At 32.0% G+C, this 20,230-nt stretch carries 15 protein-coding genes; 12 read left to right on the top strand and 3 right to left on the bottom strand.

Annotation, left to right across the window (positions count from 1 at the left end):
- The 7 genes from Q4517_RS10715 (at position 1) to Q4517_RS10685 (ending at position 9,361) form a co-directional block, all read left to right on the top strand.
- A complete protein-coding gene (locus tag Q4517_RS10715; protein WP_303509065.1) occupies positions 1-324 on the top strand; it encodes a septum formation initiator family protein in 324 nt (107 codons plus the stop codon).
- Positions 317-1,663 carry a methylmalonyl-CoA mutase subunit beta gene (locus Q4517_RS10710; RefSeq protein WP_303509064.1) on the top strand — a complete coding sequence of 449 codons (1,347 nt, stop codon included), beginning with the start codon at positions 317-319 and terminating at the stop codon, positions 1,661-1,663. The genes Q4517_RS10715 and Q4517_RS10710 overlap by 8 nt, the downstream gene beginning before the upstream one ends.
- Complete coding sequence (gene scpA / locus Q4517_RS10705; protein ID WP_303509063.1) at positions 1,656-3,719, top strand: methylmalonyl-CoA mutase; 2,064 nt, start codon at positions 1,656-1,658, stop codon at positions 3,717-3,719. The genes Q4517_RS10710 and scpA overlap by 8 nt, the downstream gene beginning before the upstream one ends.
- Positions 3,720-3,724: 5 nt before the next feature.
- Positions 3,725-4,603, top strand: coding sequence for a phosphatidylserine decarboxylase (locus Q4517_RS10700; RefSeq protein ID WP_303509062.1), 879 nt, complete (start codon positions 3,725-3,727; stop codon positions 4,601-4,603).
- Positions 4,604-4,709: 106 nt separating this feature from the next.
- The gene (gene ccsA, locus Q4517_RS10695) at positions 4,710-7,856 is read left to right on the top strand and encodes a cytochrome c biogenesis protein CcsA (RefSeq protein WP_303509059.1); all 3,147 of its coding nucleotides are present in this window, start codon (positions 4,710-4,712) and stop codon (positions 7,854-7,856) included.
- A 60-nt stretch (positions 7,857-7,916) separates the two neighbouring features.
- A complete protein-coding gene (locus Q4517_RS10690; protein ID WP_303509056.1) occupies positions 7,917-8,432 on the top strand; it encodes a DUF2892 domain-containing protein in 516 nt (171 codons plus the stop codon).
- Between the two features lie 77 nt (positions 8,433-8,509).
- On the top strand, positions 8,510-9,361 hold the full coding sequence (locus Q4517_RS10685) for an N-acetylglucosamine kinase (RefSeq protein ID WP_303509053.1): 852 nt from the start codon (positions 8,510-8,512) through the stop codon (positions 9,359-9,361).
- On the opposite strand, the gene murF is transcribed toward Q4517_RS10685, so the two are convergent.
- Positions 9,358-10,620 (bottom strand): UDP-N-acetylmuramoyl-tripeptide--D-alanyl-D-alanine ligase, encoded by a 1,263-nt coding sequence (murF, locus tag Q4517_RS10680; protein WP_303509051.1) that lies wholly within the window; start codon positions 10,618-10,620, stop codon positions 9,358-9,360. The genes Q4517_RS10685 and murF overlap by 4 nt on opposite strands.
- Before the next feature lie 63 nt (positions 10,621-10,683).
- Positions 10,684-12,384, bottom strand: a complete 1,701-nt coding sequence (gene gldJ / locus Q4517_RS10675) for a gliding motility lipoprotein GldJ (RefSeq protein ID WP_303509048.1) — start codon at positions 12,382-12,384, stop codon at positions 10,684-10,686.
- A 377-nt stretch (positions 12,385-12,761) separates the two neighbouring features.
- On the opposite strand from gldJ, the gene porV reads away from it, so the two are divergent.
- The 5 genes from porV to Q4517_RS10650 all read left to right on the top strand — a co-directional run bounded on the left by porV (position 12,762) and on the right by Q4517_RS10650 (position 19,126).
- Positions 12,762-13,856 (top strand): type IX secretion system outer membrane channel protein PorV, encoded by a 1,095-nt coding sequence (porV, locus tag Q4517_RS10670; protein ID WP_303509045.1) that lies wholly within the window; start codon positions 12,762-12,764, stop codon positions 13,854-13,856.
- An 82-nt stretch (positions 13,857-13,938) separates the two neighbouring features.
- Complete coding sequence (gene cdd / locus Q4517_RS10665) at positions 13,939-14,421, top strand: cytidine deaminase (RefSeq protein WP_303509043.1); 483 nt, start codon at positions 13,939-13,941, stop codon at positions 14,419-14,421.
- Between the two features lie 174 nt (positions 14,422-14,595).
- Positions 14,596-15,660 carry a 3-oxoacyl-ACP synthase III family protein gene (locus Q4517_RS10660; protein WP_303509040.1) on the top strand — a complete coding sequence of 355 codons (1,065 nt, stop codon included), beginning with the start codon at positions 14,596-14,598 and terminating at the stop codon, positions 15,658-15,660.
- A gap of 71 nt (positions 15,661-15,731) precedes the next feature.
- Positions 15,732-17,267 (top strand): glutamine-hydrolyzing GMP synthase, encoded by a 1,536-nt coding sequence (gene guaA / locus Q4517_RS10655; RefSeq protein WP_303509037.1) that lies wholly within the window; start codon positions 15,732-15,734, stop codon positions 17,265-17,267.
- Positions 17,268-17,296: 29 nt separating this feature from the next.
- Positions 17,297-19,126, top strand: a complete 1,830-nt coding sequence (locus Q4517_RS10650) for a LysM peptidoglycan-binding domain-containing protein (RefSeq protein ID WP_303509036.1) — start codon at positions 17,297-17,299, stop codon at positions 19,124-19,126.
- A gap of 50 nt (positions 19,127-19,176) precedes the next feature.
- On the opposite strand, the gene rfbB is transcribed toward Q4517_RS10650, so the two are convergent.
- Positions 19,177-20,223: a dTDP-glucose 4,6-dehydratase gene (gene rfbB / locus Q4517_RS10645; protein WP_303509033.1), complete on the bottom strand. Its 1,047-nt coding sequence runs from the start codon at positions 20,221-20,223 to the stop codon at positions 19,177-19,179.
- Between the last annotated feature and the right edge of the window lie 7 nt (positions 20,224-20,230).

Genomic DNA, 20,230 nt, shown 5'->3' with positions numbered 1-20,230 from the left:
ATGAGTTTTAAATCAATAAAAAACAAACCTTCCTTTAAAATAGCTACTAATATTTATGTGATTATACTCACCGTATTTGTGGTATGGATGCTTTTTTTTGATGAGAATTCTTACCTTACACATAGAGAGTTTAATAGCGAAATCAACGAGTTAAAAAGTTGGATTGATTATCATGAAAAGAAAATAAAAAAAGATAAAAAAACTATACAGCAACTACAAGACTCTCTTCAACTAAAACGCTATGCTAGAGAAAAATACTTAATGAAGAAAGAAGATGAAGATATTTATATTATTGAATTTGATACCATAAAAAGTAATGAGTAACTATTTATTTGACGAATTTCAAGGTGTTACCCCCGCAAAATGGAAGCAAAAAATACAAGTAGACCTAAAAGGTGCCGATTATAACGATACCCTTTTATGGAAAACTGAAGAAGGTGTTACTGTAAAACCTTTTTACACTAAAGAAGACAGAACCAACACCAAAGTTAACACTCCAAACAAAGGTTTTGCTATTTGCCAATCTATTAATATTGAAAATGAAGAAAAAGCAAACTTATTTGCTATCGACTCAATTCAAAGAGGAGCAAACGCCGTTGAATTTAAGGCGAAAAAAGAGTTCGACTACAAAACCTTACTAAAAGGAATTGACCCTCAAAAAACTTTACTTTACTTTACTTTCAGTTTTTTATCCTCAGAATTCATCAAAGAATTAGCTAGTTTTATAAACTCTGACAATTGTTTTTTTAATATAGACATTATAGGAAACTTAGCGAGTTCTGGAAACTGGTACTCAAACCTTAAAAACGACCATACACAACTAGAAGAGATAACAAAAACTACTAAAAATGCTATTTGTGTTGATACTTCAATTTATCAAAATGCAGGAGCAACCATCGTTCAACAATTAGCATATACACTTGCACACGCAAACGAATATTTGAACCACTTCGGAGGTTCAGCAGCAAAAAATATTCATTTTAATTTTTCTGTAGGGAGCAATTACTTTTTCGAAATTGCTAAACTACGTGCTTTTAGAGTTTTATGGAATGCTCTTTTAAAAGAATACAATACCGAAGCAACTGCTCACATTTTCGCACAACCTAGTTTACGCAACAAAACCTTATATGATTATAATGTAAACATGCTTCGTACAACTTCAGAATGTATGAGCGCTATTTTAGGAGGAGCGAATACCCTAGCCAATAGTTCGTACGATAAAATTTTCCATCAACCGAACGAATTTGGTGAACGTATATCAAGAAATCAATTATTAATTTTACAACAAGAAAGTGAACTAGCAGAAGCACAAAACATTGCTAATGGTGCATACTACATCGAAACAATCACCCAACAACTTGCTCAAAAAACACTAGAAGTTTTTAAGTTAATAGAAAAAGGTGGTGGTTTTTTAAAACAACTGAAAGAAGGAGTCATCCAACGAAAAATAAAAGAATCAGCTGATAAAGAACAACAGTTATTTGATTCAGGAGAATTAGTGTTACTTGGCACAAACAAAATTCAAAACGAAAATGACAAGATGAAAAACGATTTAGAAGTTTCTCCTTTCTTGAAAATTCGTAACGAAAAAACCTTAATTCAACCTATTATTCAAAAACGATTAGCTGAAAAGTTAGAACAAGAACGTTTGCAAAATGAGTAGAAAAGATATATCAAACATACAAATAGATAAAACCCTAGAACAACAAAACAATAGCTTTAAACACGAAGATTTTGTTGCTGGTATCGCTCCAAACTTACGTGGGCCGTATTCTACCATGTATGTTCGTAGACCTTGGACAATTCGTCAATATGCAGGTTTTTCCACTGCTGAAGAAAGTAATGCCTTTTACCGTAGAAATTTAGCTGCTGGTCAAAAAGGATTATCAGTTGCTTTCGATTTAGCGACACACCGTGGTTACGATTCAGACCATGAGCGTGTACAAGGTGATGTTGGAAAAGCAGGTGTTGCTATAGATTCTGTAGAAGACATGAAGGTTTTGTTCGACCAGATACCATTAGATAAAATGTCCGTTTCCATGACAATGAACGGAGCTGTGTTACCTATTTTGGCATTTTATATTGTAGCAGCTGAAGAACAAGGTGTAGCTCCTGAACTATTATCAGGAACAATTCAAAACGATATTTTAAAAGAGTTTATGGTGCGTAACACTTACATTTACCCACCTACTCCATCAATGAAAATTATTGCTGATATTTTTAGATATACTTCTGAAAATATGCCAAGGTTTAATTCAATCTCTATTTCAGGATACCATATGCAAGAAGCTGGTGCTACTGCAGAAATTGAATTAGCCTATACGTTAGCTGACGGATTAGAATACATCAAAAAAGGACTCGAAGCAGGAATGGATATTGACACTTTTGCTCCTCGTTTATCTTTTTTCTGGGCAATTGGTATGAATCATTTTATGGAAGTTGCCAAAATGCGAGCAGGAAGAATGCTTTGGGCAAAACTCGTAAAGCAATTCAATCCGAAAAACCCAAAATCGTTAGCATTAAGAACTCACTGTCAAACCAGTGGGTGGAGTTTAACGGAACAAGACCCTTTTAACAATGTAGCTCGCACTGCTATTGAAGCAATGGCTGCTGCTTTTGGAGGAACACAAAGTTTACACACCAACGCTTTAGATGAAGCAATTGCCTTACCAACTGATTTTTCAGCACGTATTGCTCGTAACACACAAATATACCTACAACAAGAAACCCATATTACAAAAACTGTAGACCCATGGGCGGGTAGTTATCATGTAGAAAAACTTACTGAAGAAATTGCCAATAAAGCATGGGGGTTAATTCAAGAAGTTGAAGAATTAGGCGGAATGACCAAAGCCATTGAAAAAGGAATTCCTAAAATGCGTATTGAAGAAGCTGCTGCCATAAAACAAGCCAAAATCGACAGTAGTCAAGATGTAATTGTTGGTGTTAATAAATATCAATTAAAACAAGAAGACCCTTTACATATTTTAGAAGTTGATAATGAAGCAGTACGTCAATCTCAAATTGACAGACTGAACAACTTAAAATCAAACAGAAATCAAACAGAAGTTGACAAAGCTTTACATGATTTAACAAAATCTGCAAAAACAGGCGAAGGAAACTTATTAGATTTAGCTGTAAAAGCTGCAAGAAACAGAGCTACATTAGGTGAAATTTCAGATGCTCTTGAAACTATTTTTGGGCGTCATAAAGCAGTGCATAAAACCATATCAGGCGTGTATAGTAAAGAAATAAAAGATGACGAATTATTTAAAAAAGCTACTGAATTAGCAGATAAGTTTGCGGAATTAGAAGGTCGTCGTCCTCGTATTATGATTGCAAAATTAGGACAAGATGGTCACGATCGTGGTGCTAAAGTAGTAGCAACAGGTTATGCTGACTTAGGTTTTGATGTAGATATTGGTCCTTTATTCCAAACACCACAAGAAGCTACCAAACAAGCTATAGAAAATGATGTACATATATTAGGTATCTCATCACTAGCTGCAGGACATAAAACATTAGTTCCACAAGTTATTGCTGAACTAAAAAAATATGGGCGTGAAGATATTATGGTTATTGTTGGCGGTGTGATTCCAGCACAAGATTATCAATTTTTATTTGATGCTGGTGCTGTAGGTGTTTTCGGCCCTGGAACTAAAATTGCACAAGCAGCCATTGACATGTTAACTATTTTAATTGATAGCACCGAAGAATAACGGTTATGAAAATAAAATTCATTGATAGAAAAACAGGTAAAATAATTACCGAAACCCCTCCTGGAGAAGGGTATTTAAAATTGCTTTACAATAATCCGTTTGGAAAAATGGCTTTATTACCATTAGTTAAACGTAAATTTTTGTCATCGTGGTATGGTAAGCTCATGAACAAACCCAATTCTATTAACAAAATAAACAGTTTTGTTAGAGAACTTCAAATCGACATGAGCGAAGCCGAAAGGTCATCTGAAGACTATGTTTCCTTTAATGATTTTTTTTATCGAAAATTAAAACTTGGTGCTCGTCCTATTGAGGAAGGCTTCGTTTCTCCTGGAGACGGAAAAATGTTAGCATTTAAAAACATTTCTGATATTCATAACTTCTTTATTAAAGGAAGAAAATTCACCTTAGAGGAATTTCTAGGCAATAAAGAGCTAGCTACAAAACACAAAGACGATTCTTTAATTATACTTCGATTAGCCCCTAACGATTATCACAGGTATCATTTTCCTTATGACGGAATTCCTTCCGAAGTAACAAAAATTAAAGGACGCTATTTCTCCGTTTCTCCACACGCTTTGGCTGCTAACTTCACTAGAGTATTCTGTGAAAATAAAAGAGAGTACTGCACTTTAACTACACAAAACAAAGGAGATGTTATCATCGCCCCCGTTGGTGCTACCATGGTTGGAAGCATTATTGAGACTTACCAACCTAATTCCGAAGTAAAAAAAGGCGATGAAATGGGATATTTTGCTTTTGGTGGTTCAACTATTGTATTGTTAGTTAATAGTTCTAAAATAATTATTGATGAAGATGTTTTAACCAACACCAAAAACAAAATGGAAACCTTTGTTAAAATGGGGGAGCGAATTGGAAATTAACCCTCATAAATTTAACATTTTACCTTTTAAAAATAGATTGATTTCATAAGGTGATTAAAGCTTTAATCCGTAAATTTGCGTCGTTTTATACTTAGCAGATTTACTGATGAAAAAAATCTTAGATATCCTCTACTCTACCCGTTTAATGGCTGTATTATTTTTTGTTTTTGCCATTGCCATGGGAATTTCCACTTTTATTGAAAACGATTACGGAACCCAAACCTCTAAAGCATTAGTGTACAACACTTGGTGGTTTGAATTAATTATGGTATTCTTTATTATCAACTTTTTTGGTAATATTTTTAAATACCGATTATATAGAAAGGAAAAATGGTCTGTTTTATTATTTCACATATCTTTTCTATTAATCTTAATAGGTGCTGGTATTACTCGTTATATAAGTTATGAAGGCCTAATGGTTATTGATGAAGGAGAAACAACCAATCAATTCTACTCTGAGCATACCTATTTAAATGTTATTATTGATAATGGTGAATTTCAAAAAACTACTGCAAACAAATTACTTTTATCTGCTTGGGGTAAAAACTCTGCAAATTTTGAAGAAAACTTTCAACCTGAAAAAACAGGAAAAAACCATAAGGTTACTTTTAATTTAGTAGACTATATTCCTTGGTCTGAAACAAAAATGGTTTTAGACGAAAACGGGACAGAACATCTATTCTTTGTAGAAAGTTCTGATGGAAGCAGGCATGAACACTACATTAAAAAAGGAACTATAGAGAATATTCATAACATTTTAATAGGCTTTGAAGCTCCTAATAAGGAAGCTGCTTCAATTAACTTCTTTTATGAAGATGGTAGCTTAAAAATGATTTCTAAGAATGATGGAGATTGGTTTAGAATGGCTGACCAAAAAAAAGGTTTAATAGTTAAAGATAGTGCACAACACTTTCAACTATTAACGCTTCATAACATAAATGGATTACAGTTTGTAGTTCCTAAAACACCTGAAAAAGGAGAGATTAGAACAGTTAGAGGGAAAAAAGATGATCAAAAATACGATACTGTAATTTTTGATATAACTACAAATGGAGAAACTGAACGCGTTGAGTTTTATGGAGGCAAGTTTAATGTAGACAACCAACAACAATTTAGTATTGGAAACTTAAATTTTAGAGCCTGGTATGGATCTAAATTGTTACAAACTCCTTTTAGCGTAAAATTAAATGATTTTCAATTAGAAAAATACCCAGGATCAGAAAGTGCCGCAGCTTATGCTAGTGAAGTTACTGTAATTGCTCCTAACGAAACGTTCGATTATAGAATATTTATGAATCATATATTAGATTACAGAGGATATAAATTTTTCCAGTCAAGTTATAAAATTGACGGTGAACACGAACAGACACATTTATCTGTAAATCACGATTTTTGGGGTACTTGGGTTACTTACATTGGTTATTTCTTATTGTTCTTTGGTTTAACAGCTTCTTTGTTTGTTAAAAACACTCGTTTTTACGACTTAAAACAATCATTAGTTAAAATACGAAACAAGAAAACCAAGCTATCTGTAATTGCTTTATTTATTTCTTTAGCTAGTTATACGCAACATAAACAACATGAACCAAAACAAGTTTCTGAAGCTCAAATTGATTCTATTTTAATCGCAAATAAAGTAGATAATGAACATGCTGATTTATTTAGTTCTTTAGTTATTCAAGATGCTGGTGGACGTATGAAGCCCGCCCACACCTTTGCTTCAGAATTAGTTAGAAAAGTAGCCCATGTAGATAAATTTAAAGACATGGATCCTAGTCAGATTTTACTTTCAATTACAGAAAGTCCGATGCTTTGGTTAAACGTTCCCTTTGTATATCTTGAAAAAGGAAACACACAAATTAGAGAAATTTTAGGACTTTCTGAAGATACTGAATATGCTCGTTTTATTGATTTTTACAATCCTGATGGCTCTTCAAAAATTAGTAAACTTGTTGTTGAAGCTGAAAAGAAAAGAATTCAAAATAAATTTGAACAAGATGCTATTAAGATTGAAAGAAGAGTTTGGTTATTATCGCAAGCTTTAGGAGGTGGTATATTACGTATTTACCCAGTTCCTAACGACGAAAACAACAAATGGGTTTCACAACCAGAAACACTACAAGCGAACTTTAAAGGAACAGACTCTGTTTTTGTTCGTCAGTCATTACCCGTGTATTTACAGTTGCTACAAGTATCAAAAAAATCGGGAGATTATACTGAAACCAATAAGGTTTTAAATGGAATTAAGAAATTCCAACAAAAATTTGGTTCAGAAGTCATTCCTTCTAAAAACAAAATCGATTTAGAAATAGCTTACAATAAGCTAAATATTTTTGTAAAACTTTCTAAATATTACGGATACGTTAGTTTACTTTTAATTGTGTTTGTTTTCTTACAAATTTTCAATAACAAACCATGGGTTAATTACCTTGTGAAAGCATTAATAGGTGTTGTTATTTTCTTATTTGTTTTTCATGTATTAGGATTAACTGCTCGTTGGTATATTAGCGGCAACGCTCCTTGGAGTAATGCTTATGAGTCCATTATTTTTGTAGGTTTAGCAACTATGTTATTTGGGTTAATCCTAGGAAAAAAATCTTCTTTAACTATTGCTGCTACAACATTTTTAGTTTCGATAATTCTAATGTTTGCTCACCAAAACTGGTTAGACCCTGAAATTGCCAACTTACAACCAGTGTTAAACTCTTGGTGGTTATATGTACACGTTTCTATAATTGTTGCTGCTTACGGACCTTTCTTTTTAGGTATGATTCTCGGAATATTTGCTTTGTTTTTAATCGTTTTTACCAACAAAAAGAACAAAAAGAAAATGGATTTACACATTAAAGAATTAACTATTATAAACGAAATGGCATTAACTGTTGGTTTGGTAATGTTTACTGTTGGTAACTTCTTAGGAGGAATGTGGGCAAATGAAAGCTGGGGACGTTATTGGGGCTGGGATCCTAAAGAAACCTGGGCTTTAGTCTCTATAATGATATACTCTTTTGTATTACACATGCGATTAATACCAGGTTTACGAGGAAGATACACATTTAATTTAGTATCTATCTTAGCTATTTCATCAATTATGATGACTTATATGGGGGTAAATTTCTACTTATCTGGATTACACTCTTATGCTAGTGGAGATAAAGTAATTACGCCTGCTTCAGTTTATTATTCTTTAGCTTTTGTTGTTGTTTTAGGAACTCTTGCGTGGATAAAAAACAAAAAGTATTACAAAAAATAAGTTACTACTTTTTCTGTTAAAAAATGTATTTTTGCAAACCGACGAAAAGAAAAGACAACTATGTTCAATAAAAATATAAAATTAGTTTTAGCTGCATTAATAACTGCATGGTCTGTATATGAGTTTATACAAGGACACATTATGAACGGCATATCAATACTTTTGCTTGCTGGACTATTCATTTTATTTTACTTTAAAAATGAGTTTATTCTTTTAGCTTTTTTACAACTACGTAAACAGAATTTCCCTGGAGCTCAAAAATGGTTAGGGTACATAAAGAATCCTTCTACTTCATTAACTAAAAAGCAAGAAGGGTATTATAATTACCTACATGGAATTATGCTATCTCAAACCAACATAACTCAAGCTGAAAAGTACTTAAAAAAAGCGGTTAAATTAGGTTTAGCTATGGATCATGATTTAGCTATGGCTAAATTACAATTAGCTGGAATAGCCATGACAAAACGCAGAAAAAGAGAAGCTACCAACTTAATGGCTGAAGCTAAAAAACTAGACAAACACGGAATGCTTAAAGAGCAGATGCAGATGATGAAACAGCAAATGAAGAAGATTTAGTTTTCATCATACAATTACTTTGTTATCTACTTTTTTATCATTTAATCCTATATTTAGCTTGTTAAAAAATACATGAAATGATTTTAATTGCCGATGGAGGCTCTACAAAAGCCGATTGGATTGCTCTTGACGATACTAAGAAAGAAGTTTTTAGAACTACTACTCTAGGCTTAAATCCTTCGGTTTTAACCAAACAACAAATGTTAAGTACTGTCAATAATGTTAATACTTTATTGGAAGTACAAAACGATACGCTACAAGTTCATTTTTATGGTGCAGGTTGTGGCAGTACAGAAGCTGCTGAAAACTTGAGAAATGTTCTGGAATCTGTCTTCAAAAAAGCTACAGTGTTTGTTTCTGAAGACACTTTAGCTGCTGTCTATGCTAGTACTGGTAATAAACCTGGAATTGTCTGTATTTTAGGAACAGGATCTAACAGTTGTTATTATGATGGCAAAAACATAACTACAACAGCCCCATCATTAGGTTATACTGTTATGGATGAAGCTAGCGGAAATTATTTTGGCAAACAATTATTACGTGATTTTTACTACAAAAAAATGCCAAAAAGAATAGCTTCAGCATTCAAAACATCTTTCGACCTTGATATAGATGTCGTAAAAATGAACTTGTACAGGGAACCTTACCCAAATATGTATTTAGCTTCATTTGCAAAATTTATGCTTGATCATAAAGATGAAAAGTATGTTAGAAAAATGATTAAAAAAGGGATTCAAGAGTTTTTCAAGTATCGTATTCTTCCTTTTGAAAAAGATAGTCAAACCCCAATCTATTTTATTGGATCTATAGCTTATTACTTTAAAGACATATTAGAAAAAATTGCATCAAAAAATAAATTACCTGTTACTGATGTAATTCAACGTCCTATTGATAATTTGGTTGACTTTCATAGAAACAATTCATTTTAACAAAGTTCTACAACTCTTTCAAGAGCCATTCCCCTCGACCCTTTCACTAAAAGGGTACTATCTGTTATTGAATTATTTTGTAAATACTTTTCTAAATCTTTAAAAGATTTAAACTTCATTATTTTATTAGTTCTAGAAATAGTATTATAGAAATTTTCCCCTATCAAAAAAACAACGTCAAAATTGTTTTTTTCTACTTCTTCAACTATATTTTGATGCTCTTTTGAGCTATATTTTCCAAGCTCAAACATGTCACCTAAAATTACTGTTTTATGGTTAGCTTTTAACTTACTAAAACTTTCTAAAACTGCCTTCATACTTGTAGGATTAGCATTATAAGCATCTAGAATAATCTTATTGGTGTTAGTATTTATTATCTGAGATCGATTATTAGACGGAATGTACCTTTCAATTGCCTTCTTTATTAACTCAGAGGGTATATTAAAATAATTTCCAATAGTTATTGCCGCTGATATATTATTAAAATTATAACTCCCAATTAAGCTACTTAATACATTTATATTTTGATATGATAGTTTTACAAAAGGGTTAGCCTCTTTAAATTTTATACTTTTTTCAAAAATAATTACCTCCATACCATTGGTTATGGCTACTTGTTTTTCATCATTAGGGTTTATAAATACTTTTTTATTGTGTGATCTGAGAAAATCATACAATTCAGACTTAGCTTTCACCACTCCTTCTAAAGAACCGAACCCCTCCAAATGTGCACTTCCAAAGTTTGTTATATATCCATAATCAGGATTTGCTATTTCTGATAAAAACTCAATTTCTTTTGCATGATTTGCTCCCATTTCTACAATACCAATCTCTGTGCTTTTATTCATTGACAATAAAGTCAATGGTACACCAATATGATTGTTTAGATTTCCAATGGTAGCAGTTGTTTTATACTTCGTTGAAAGAACTGCATTTATTAGCTCTTTTGTCGTAGTTTTCCCATTACTTCCTGTTAAAGCAATTACAGGTACTTGCAACTGGTTTCTATGATAATTTGCAAGCTCTTGAAGCACACCTAAAACATCATCTACTAAAATTATTCTATCAGATGTTTTATACTCAACTTCATCAACTATTGCATAACCAGCTCCTTTAGCTATCGCTTCTTCTGCAAACTTATTTCCGTTAAAGTTCTCTCCTTTTAAAGCAAAAAAAAGTGTGTTTTCTCTAATATTTCTAGTATCTGTATCTACTAAACCGTGCGTGATATATAAGCTGTATAATTCTTCTATCTTCATAAGGTAAAAATAAAAAACCTCATTGAATTTCAATGAGGTTTTCTTCTATAAAAATACTTTTTGTTATCTAGCTCTATCTGGTATAGCTCTTTTTCTTTTGTTTAGCACCATTGGCCCCATTTTATCTGTAGCACATCTAAAACCTATATAGTTTGTTGCCATATATTCAGGAAAATATCTTCTCTGTGCTGGATCTAACCAATATTCTCTATCGGCCCAAGAACCGCCTTTATAAACTCTAGATTGATCACTAATCAATGTAGTTCTTCTCTTGTCATCATACTTGTAGTTATTAATAACATTCCCTAAAGTGTCAATTTCTGCTTCAGGTTTTTGTGGAGAATTATACATTCTTGTAGTACGATCTAACTGATCTTTATCTAAACCATAAAACTTAGAAGAAGCTTGGTCTCCATCACCTAAACTTGAATTGTTCGCTAAATTATAGTTTCTTCTCATATAAGTATCTTCTTTAGTAATAGGAATATACTTAACACTTCCTGGTAAGTCTTTAGGTACAATTCTACCGTTTTCTAAAGTATCATACTGCACCTCTCCATCGCCTACAATAACAACTTTACCTTCTTCGTTAATTAATTTTTTTGTAAAAATATTACCTCTAAAGTAATTAAAATCATTCGCTTCTGAGTCGATAATTGGTCTATACACATCTTCTACCCATTCAGAAACATTACCAGACATATCATATAATCCAAAAGCATTTGGAGGGTAACTTCTTACTGCATTAGGAATATCTGATCCATCACTACTCCATCCAGCTATACCACTATAGTCTCCTTTACCTTGCTTAAAGTTTGCTAATTGGTCTCCTCTTCTTCTCTTATCTCTATCACGAGTATATTTTCCGCTCCAAGCATACTTTTTTCTACCTCTAATGTTATTATACTCACGATTTTCAAAAATAGCTTTTGCTGCATATTCCCACTCTACCTCTGTCGGTAATCTAAATTTCTGAGATAAAATACCATCAGAAGAAGTTACTTGTCTTCCTGTAAAAGTTCCTTTTTCAGGTTTAGGTTCTCCTTTTGGTCTTGGTACTGGAATTCCTTTTTTATAAATTGTAGAATCTCCATCAAAAATTGCATAAGGATCTGTCAAATAGGTATCAGTATCAAAATTATTTTCACCTTTAAAACTTACTGAGTCTTCCTTAAAAATATTTTTAATAACTCCTTTGTCCATTAATATTTTTAGGTTAACAGCGTTAGTACGCCATTTACAGTATTTATTAGCTTGTATCCAACTAACTCCAACTACAGGATATTCTGCATAAGAAGGATGCCTTAAATAGCTCTCTGACAACAAATTAGTATTACCTAATCCTTTTCTCCAAACCAGTGTATCTGGTAAAACTGAAGGATAAATATTTTTAAACTGTGGATCTTCTGGTGGAAATACATCTTTGGTATACTGCATGAACAAACCATACTCTGCATTGGTTACTTCTGTTTCGTCCATATAAAAAGTACGAACATGCATTTTTTGAGGAGTTGTATTCCAATCAAACATAACATCATCCTGTACCAATCCCATAGTAAAAGTACCTCCTTCAATATGTACCATTCCTGGTGGGACATTTTTTCCTTCTTTGTATTCTCCCTTCAAATAACCTCCATAATTAGGATCATTAAAGTTCCAACCAGTTAATGAAGACTTACTCGACCCACCTCCATTACTCTTACAAGAAGTAACTAATAAACCAGTGATCGCTAATAAACTAAATAATTTCAACGTACTTTTCATGTATTTTTAACTGTTTTTTAAGGGTGTCGCAATTTACAATATTTCTAATTTCTTACAACTAATTTATCTATAAATTCACATTTAGTAACCTTGTCTATGCAAGATTACAAACGACAGTTTTTATACTTTAGTATTACGAATCTAAGAAAAAGATTAAAATATAGGCTGTTAAAGTTTAATATTTTTAACAGTACAAAAGTAATTTTCTTCTTGATTCTAAATCAAGGTATATAATATTATTATAGTAATACCGTTAACTTAGTAAGTTACTAAATAAACTTTTAAGTTTAGTTTTACAAGAAATCTAAAAAAAGCTGTTAGTTATAAACTCCCCCAAGAAAAATTATATATTTGCTAAACAATTAATCAAATTTTACATGAAAAAATTATCAATCGTATTATTTTTTGTGTGCTTTACCCTTCAAAATAAAGCGCAAGCCCAAACATCAATAAACACAACGGCAATGCCTTTTTTATTGATTACACCTGATGCTCGTGCTGGTGGTATGGGAGATATTGGAGTTGCTACCTCTTCAGATGCTTATTCAATTTTTCACAACCCTGCTAAAACTGCATTTAATCAAAATAAAATTAGCATAGGACTTAACTATACTCCATGGCTTAGAAACTTAACCGATGATATTTTCGTTGGTGGAGGTTCTTATGTTAATAGGTATAGTGAAAAATCAGCTTGGGGAGTTGATTTAAAGTATTTTTCTCTTGGAGAAGTAGCTTTAACAAGTGACAGTGGTACTTCTAATGGAACAGAAAACCCTAATGAATTAGCTATCACAGGAATTTATTCATTAAAACTAAGTGAAACTTTTTCTATGGGAATTGGTTTAAAGTATATCCATTCTAATTACAAAATAAGAAGTAATGACTCTAATTTAGATGCCGTTAACTCTTTTGCAGTTGATGTTTCTGGTTATTATCAATCTAAAGAAGATAACTATGGAAGCTTTAACGGACGCTACAGATTAGGTTTTAACATAGCTAACATAGGTCCAAAAGTTGAATACAGTCCTGGAACACCAAACTTTATTCCAACAAACGCTAAAATTGGTGGTGGTTTTGATTTCATTTTTGATGACAAAAATATTTTAGGTCTTAACTTAGAATTCACAAAACTATTAGTTCCATCAAGTCCTAACTCAGAGAGAGGTTGGTTTGAAGGAATGTTCACTTCTTTAGGAGATAGAAGCTTTAGTGAAGAGTTACAAGAAACAACTTGGGCTTTAGGTGCCGAGTATCTATATAACAATGCCTTTGCTCTAAGAGCTGGTTATTTTCATGAAAGTGAAGAAAAAGGACAACGTCAATTCTTAACCTTAGGTACAGGGTTTACCGCAAGAGCTTTTACTTTAGATTTATCATATTTAGTAAATACGGCAGCAGTTAACAACCCATTAGAAAACACATTACGTTTTTCTTTATCATTTGACTTAGGAGAACTGTATGAGGTTTATTAAAAAACAGGATTTTTTTTTATAAATTCGTATCAGAATACAAAAGCAGTCGAGTCGACTGCTTTTTTTGACTAATTTATTTACGATGAAGAAAATTGACATAACCACTTCTGCCACTTTATTTGATGATATTTCACAATTATCAACTGAAGATGCTTTTTTAATTCAAGAAGCTGTAAAAGCAAGAAAAAAAGCATACGCCCCATATTCCAAGTTTAATGTAGGAGCAGCTATATTACTTGATAACGGGGAAGTTATTTTAGGAAATAATCAAGAAAGTGCTGCTTACCCTTCTGGCATGTGTGCAGAACGTGTTGCTATTTGGAAGGCTGGATCTGAATTCCCTAATATGAAAGTAAAAAAAATAGCAATAACCGCAGCTTCAGAAAATTCAACTGTTAACAAACCTGTTGGTCCTTGTGGTGCATGTCGTCAAACATTATCAGAATACGAAATCAATCAACAGCAACCTATTGAAATTATTTTTATGGGAGAAGTTGGTAGAATTGTAAAAACAGCATCTCTTCTTTCTCTATTACCTTTTTCTTTTGATAGTTCCTATTTATAACGGATTAAACATTAAAATCACAAAAAAACACTTTTGTTTTTTATAAAAAAATAATACAACCTTCTTTTTTTTAAGAAAATCATAATTCTAAAAAAATGACTGTATATAAAGAGGTAATCGTCAATAAAAATGCTTTATTTGTAATTACTCAACATTTAAAAATCAGTAACCCTAATGAAACTATCAGTAATTACAGGAACAGGATCCTTTATACCATCAATCAAAAAAGAAAACAGTAAGTTTAATAATAACTTCTTTTTGAATGCTGATGGAACTTCCTTTGATAATTCAAACTCTGTAATTATTGAGAAATTTAAATCGATAACGGGTATCGAAGAGCGTCGTTATGCTAAACCTGAATATAAAGCTTCAGACCTTGGCTTTTTTGCAGCAAAAAAAGCGATTGAAGATGCCAATATTAATCCTGAAGAATTAGACTATATTATTTTTGCTCATAATTTTGGAGATGTTAAAACAGACGCTATTCAAAGTGATATTCTTCCTAGCTTATCTACTCGTGTAAAGCATTTATTACAGATTGAGAACCCAAATTGTGTAGCATACGATATTTTATTTGGTTGTCCTGGCTGGATTGAAGGTGTTATTCAAGCACAGGCTTTTATAAAAGCAGGTATTGCAAAAAAATGTTTAGTTATTGGAGGCGAAACGCTATCGAGAGTTGTAGATATAAACGATCGTGATTCTATGATTTATAGCGATGGTGCTGGTGCTTGTATTGTTGAAGCTTCGGATAATAGTGATAGTGGTATTCTTAGCCATGCATCACAAACTTTTACTAAAGAAGAAGCTTATTATTTATTCTTCGGAAACTCTAATGACAAAAGCAAAGACAACAATATTCGTTATATTAAAATGCATGGACGAAAAATTTATGAGTTCGCATTAAATAATGTACCTAAGGCAATGCAAACTGCTTTGGATAAAAGTGACCTAGACATTGATGATGTAAAAAAAATATTCATCCATCAAGCCAATGAAAAAATGGATGAAGCCATTATTAAACGTTTTTATCGCTTGTATAAAAAACCAGTTCCTAAAGACATAATGCCAATGAGTATTCATAAATTAGGAAATAGTTCAGTAGCAACCGTACCTACCCTACTCGATTTAGTTTTAAAAGGAAATATTGAAAACCAAGAAGTAAAAAAAGGAGATGTTATTATTTTAGCTTCTGTAGGTGCAGGTATGAATATTAACGCTATCGTTTATAAGTTTTAATAGTTTTTAAAACTCATTAATTTCTTACTAAATATTCTCGCAAATATAAAATGTAAGTACTATTTTTGCGCATGCAACAACACAACGTACTTATATTAGATTTCGGATCGCAATACACACAGTTAATTGCGCGCCGTGTAAGAGAATTAAACATTTATTGTGAAATTCACCCTTACAACAAAATACCACAAAACTTAAACGATTTTAAAGCTGTAATCCTTTCAGGAAGCCCATCTTCGGTTCGTTCTGAAGAAGCTCCACATCTAGATTTATCTGATATTAGAGGTAAAAAACCTTTATTAGCAGTTTGTTATGGAGCTCAATACTTAGCTCATTTTTCTGGTGGTTTAGTAGCGCCTTCTAACACTCGAGAATACGGAAGAGCTAATTTATCTTTTATCAAAGAAGGGGAAGAATTCTTTAAAGATATTTCTGAAGGAAGCCAAGTTTGGATGAGCCATTCAGACACGATTAAAGAATTACCAGCTGGCGGAACATTGTTAGCAAGCACTCATGATGTAAAAAATGCAGCATACAGAATTGATGGAGAAACTACCTATGCTATCCAATTTCACCCAGAAGTATATCATTCTACTGATGGTAAACAATTATTACAAAACTTTTTAGTTACTATAGCTGGGGTAGCTCAAACATGGACACCAGATTCATTCGTTGATGAAACAGTAGCTAAGTTAAAAGCAAAAGTAGGCAATGATAAAGTTGTTTTAGGTTTATCTGGAGGAGTAGATTCTACCGTAGCCGCAGTATTATTACACAAAGCAATCGGAAGTAATTTACACTGTATTTTTGTTAACAACGGATTGTTACGTAAAAATGAGTTCACCGACGTATTAAAGCAATACGAAGGTATGGGATTAAACGTTAAAGGGGTTGATGCTTCGGCACGTTTTTTGGATAAACTTGCTGGGTTAAGTGACCCAGAAGCAAAACGTAAAGCTATTGGTAAGGTTTTTATTGATGTTTTTGATGATGAGGCACACCAAATAGAAGATGCTAAATGGTTAGCACAAGGAACAATATATCCAGATGTAATAGAATCAGTTTCTGTTAACGGAGGTCCTTCAGCTACTATTAAAAGTCATCACAATGTAGGTGGTTTACCTGATTTCATGAAATTGAAAGTTGTTGAGCCTTTACGTATGATTTTTAAAGATGAAGTACGTCGAGTTGGTGCTTCTATGGGAATTGATAAAGAATTATTAGGTCGTCACCCATTTCCAGGACCTGGTTTGGCTATTAGAATCTTAGGAGATATTACAGCTGAAAAGGTTCGTATTTTACAAGAAGTAGATGCAGTATTCATTAACGGATTAAAAGAAAGTGGACTGTATGATAAAGTATGGCAAGCAGGTGCTATTTTATTACCCGTAAATTCTGTTGGAGTTATGGGGGATGAAAGGACCTACGAAAAAGTGGTAGCTTTACGCGCTGTAGAAAGTACAGATGGTATGACTGCAGATTGGGTTAATTTACCTTATGAGTTTTTACAAAAAACATCAAATAAAATAATTAATAATGTAAAAGGTGTGAATAGAGTTGTATATGATATTAGCTCTAAACCACCAGCAACAATTGAATGGGAATAAAAATCCATCATTAATATAAAAAAGAGTAGATGAAGAAATTACAGTTTTTACTATTAGTTTGTATTTTAACTTTTGCCGTTTCTTGCGGTCAGCAAAAACGTTATGTATCTTACAAAACCCAAGAAGGAGAAACGATGCGAGACATTGCAGATCGTTTAGACATGAAAACGAAAGATTTATTACGTTTAAATCCTGATGTTGGAAGACGTCCAGATGCTAACACAGTAATTGTAATACCAAACCCTAAAATTAAAAAAGGTACTTCTTCATCTACTACTTCACCTGAAGAAGAAGTAAATACTACCGATACTAATAACAACGAAGAAACGACTCCTGAAACTAAAGAAGATAATACTGTTTTTCAACAAACAATTGTTGAATATGAAACTCATGAAGTCCAAAAAGGAGAAACTGTGTATCGTATTACAAAACAGTACGGTATAACAAAAGAGGACTTAATTAAATTCAATCCTGAGTACACCAATATTCAAAGTAATAATTTAAGTATTGGTCAGGTATTAAAGGTTAAAGCTATAGAAAAAACAGTTCCTATTAATAAAAATGAAGTTTTAGAAAAGTTCTTAACGCATATTGTTAAGAGTAAAGAAACTATGTATAGTTTAACTCGTTTTTATAATGTTACGAAAGAAGATTTATTACAATTGAATCCTGAATATCCAGAATTAACTGATAATAAATTATCAATAGGCCAATTATTAAAAATTAAACCTATAGAGGAGGTTAGTAAAAAAGAGAATTATACTTTTTATAAAGATTCTATTGAAGTAAACACCTCTATAAACCTTACTATTTTACTTCCTTTTAAAGCAAATGAATATAGCTCTAAATCGAGTAAAGATATTTTTGAAGGCAATCAACTAGCAAATATGGTTACTGATTTTTACATGGGAGCTGAAATGGCTATCGACTCTATTAAAAAACAAGGAGTACTAGTAAATGTAAATATTTTTGATACAGGAAATAGAGGCAAAAATATTGCTACCCTATTAAAAAATAAAAAGCTAGAAAATACTGATGTTGTTATCGGACCTTTTTACTCTGACAAAGCAGAAGTTGTTGCTCGTGATGTGAATGCGCCTGTTGTTTTCCCTCACTACTCTAGTAAACAAAGTAAATTTACTTCATCTAAATTAGTCAAAGCTTCTCCTGAGAAAGATAATTATGCGGAGTATTTGGCTTCTTATTTAAAAGATAGTTATAAAGATCAAGAGATTTTTATTGTTAGTGATGATGAAAAAGACACAAATACAAAAGTTTCTAAAATTATTTCTGAGCTAAAGAGACATGATAGTATTAATACTATACATGTTTTAAAGCCTGAAAAAGGTTATATAAAAAGAGCCCGCTTTACAAGTAAAATGTCTTCAAAAAGACATAATTGGGTTATTATTGCTTCTGATGATAATGTTGTTGTAGCTGATGCTCTTAATAGTATGATTGGAATTCCTGATGAAGTTAAAGTCCAAGTATTTACATTAGATAAAGGTGACGCTTATGATAAAATTGATAATAACAAACTAGCTAGTGTTAACTTCACTTATGTTTCAAACACATACACAGACGAAGAAGCTATAGAAACTAAAGCTTTTAATACTAAATACTTACAAAAAAACAACACTATTCCTTCAGACTATGCTGTTAAAGGTTTTGATGTAACATATGATGTTTTAATGCGTTTAGCTTCTGGTAATAAGCTCACAAAAACCTTTAAAAAAGGAGTGTCTTTACGAATTGAAAACAAATTTGATTATCAGAAAAAAACATTCGGAAGTAGTGGAAACCAAGGTTTATTTATTGTTAAATACAATGAAGACTTAAGTTTGAGTAGACTGAGATAAGTCTTTAAATTATATGATAAAAAATCCAAAACTTAAGTTTTGGATTTTTTTTATTCATACATTTCATCATAATATTTTTGATACTCTCCACTAGTTACATTTTTTACCCATTCTTCATTTTTTAAATACCATTGAACTGTTTTCTTTATTCCTTCTTCAAATTGTAAAGAAGGTTCCCACCCTAACTCATTTTTAAGCTTTGATGCGTCTATTGCATAACGAAAATCATGACCTGCCCTATCTTTTATGAAAGTAATTAGTTTTTCGGATGCTCCTTCTTTTCTTCCTAACAACCTATCTACAGTACTTATCAAAACTTTTATCAAATCGATATTTTTCCATTCATTAAAACCTCCTATATTATAAGTTTCTCCTAATTTTCCTTTATGAAAAATAACATCGATTGCCTTTGCATGATCATTTACAAACAGCCAATCTCTTACATTATCTCCTTTTCCATAGATTGGTAAAGGCTTATTATTTTTGATATTATTGATAAAAAGCGGAATTAACTTCTCAGGAAACTGATGTGATCCATAATTATTTGAACAGTTAGAAATTACAACGGGTAAGTTATAAGTATCATGAAATGCTCTTACAAAATGATCTGAAGATGCTTTAGATGCTGAATACGGTGAATGAGGATCATAAGCTGTTGTTTCTGTAAAAAAACCTTTTTCGTTTAAAGAACCATATACCTCATCTGTAGATATATGATAAAACAACTTCTTGTTAAAATCACCTTCCCAATAGTTCTGAGCGGCTTGTAATAAGCTTAAGGTTCCCATTACGTTCGTTTTGGCAAATGAAAAAGGGTCTTTTATAGAACGATCGACATGCGACTCTGCTGCTAAATGAATTACTCCATCTATCTTATATTTTGAAAAAACATCAGCTACAGCATCATAATCACAAATATCAGCCTTTACAAAGGTGTAATTAGATTTACCTTCAATATCTTTTAAATTTTCTAAATTTCCAGCATATGTTAGAAGGTCTAAATTGATGATATTATAATCAGGATAGTTGTGTATAAACAAACGTACCACATGCGAGCCAATAAACCCCGCTCCTCCAGTAATTAATATGTTCCTCATAAAAGTT

Origin of the sequence: Tenacibaculum sp. 1_MG-2023 (assembly GCF_030547425.1) — a bacterium.
In the GTDB taxonomy this organism is placed as follows: Bacteria; Bacteroidota; Bacteroidia; order Flavobacteriales; family Flavobacteriaceae; genus Polaribacter.
The sequence above is the reverse complement of the archived record's forward strand: the minus strand, read 5'-3'. Positions and strand labels throughout refer to the sequence as shown.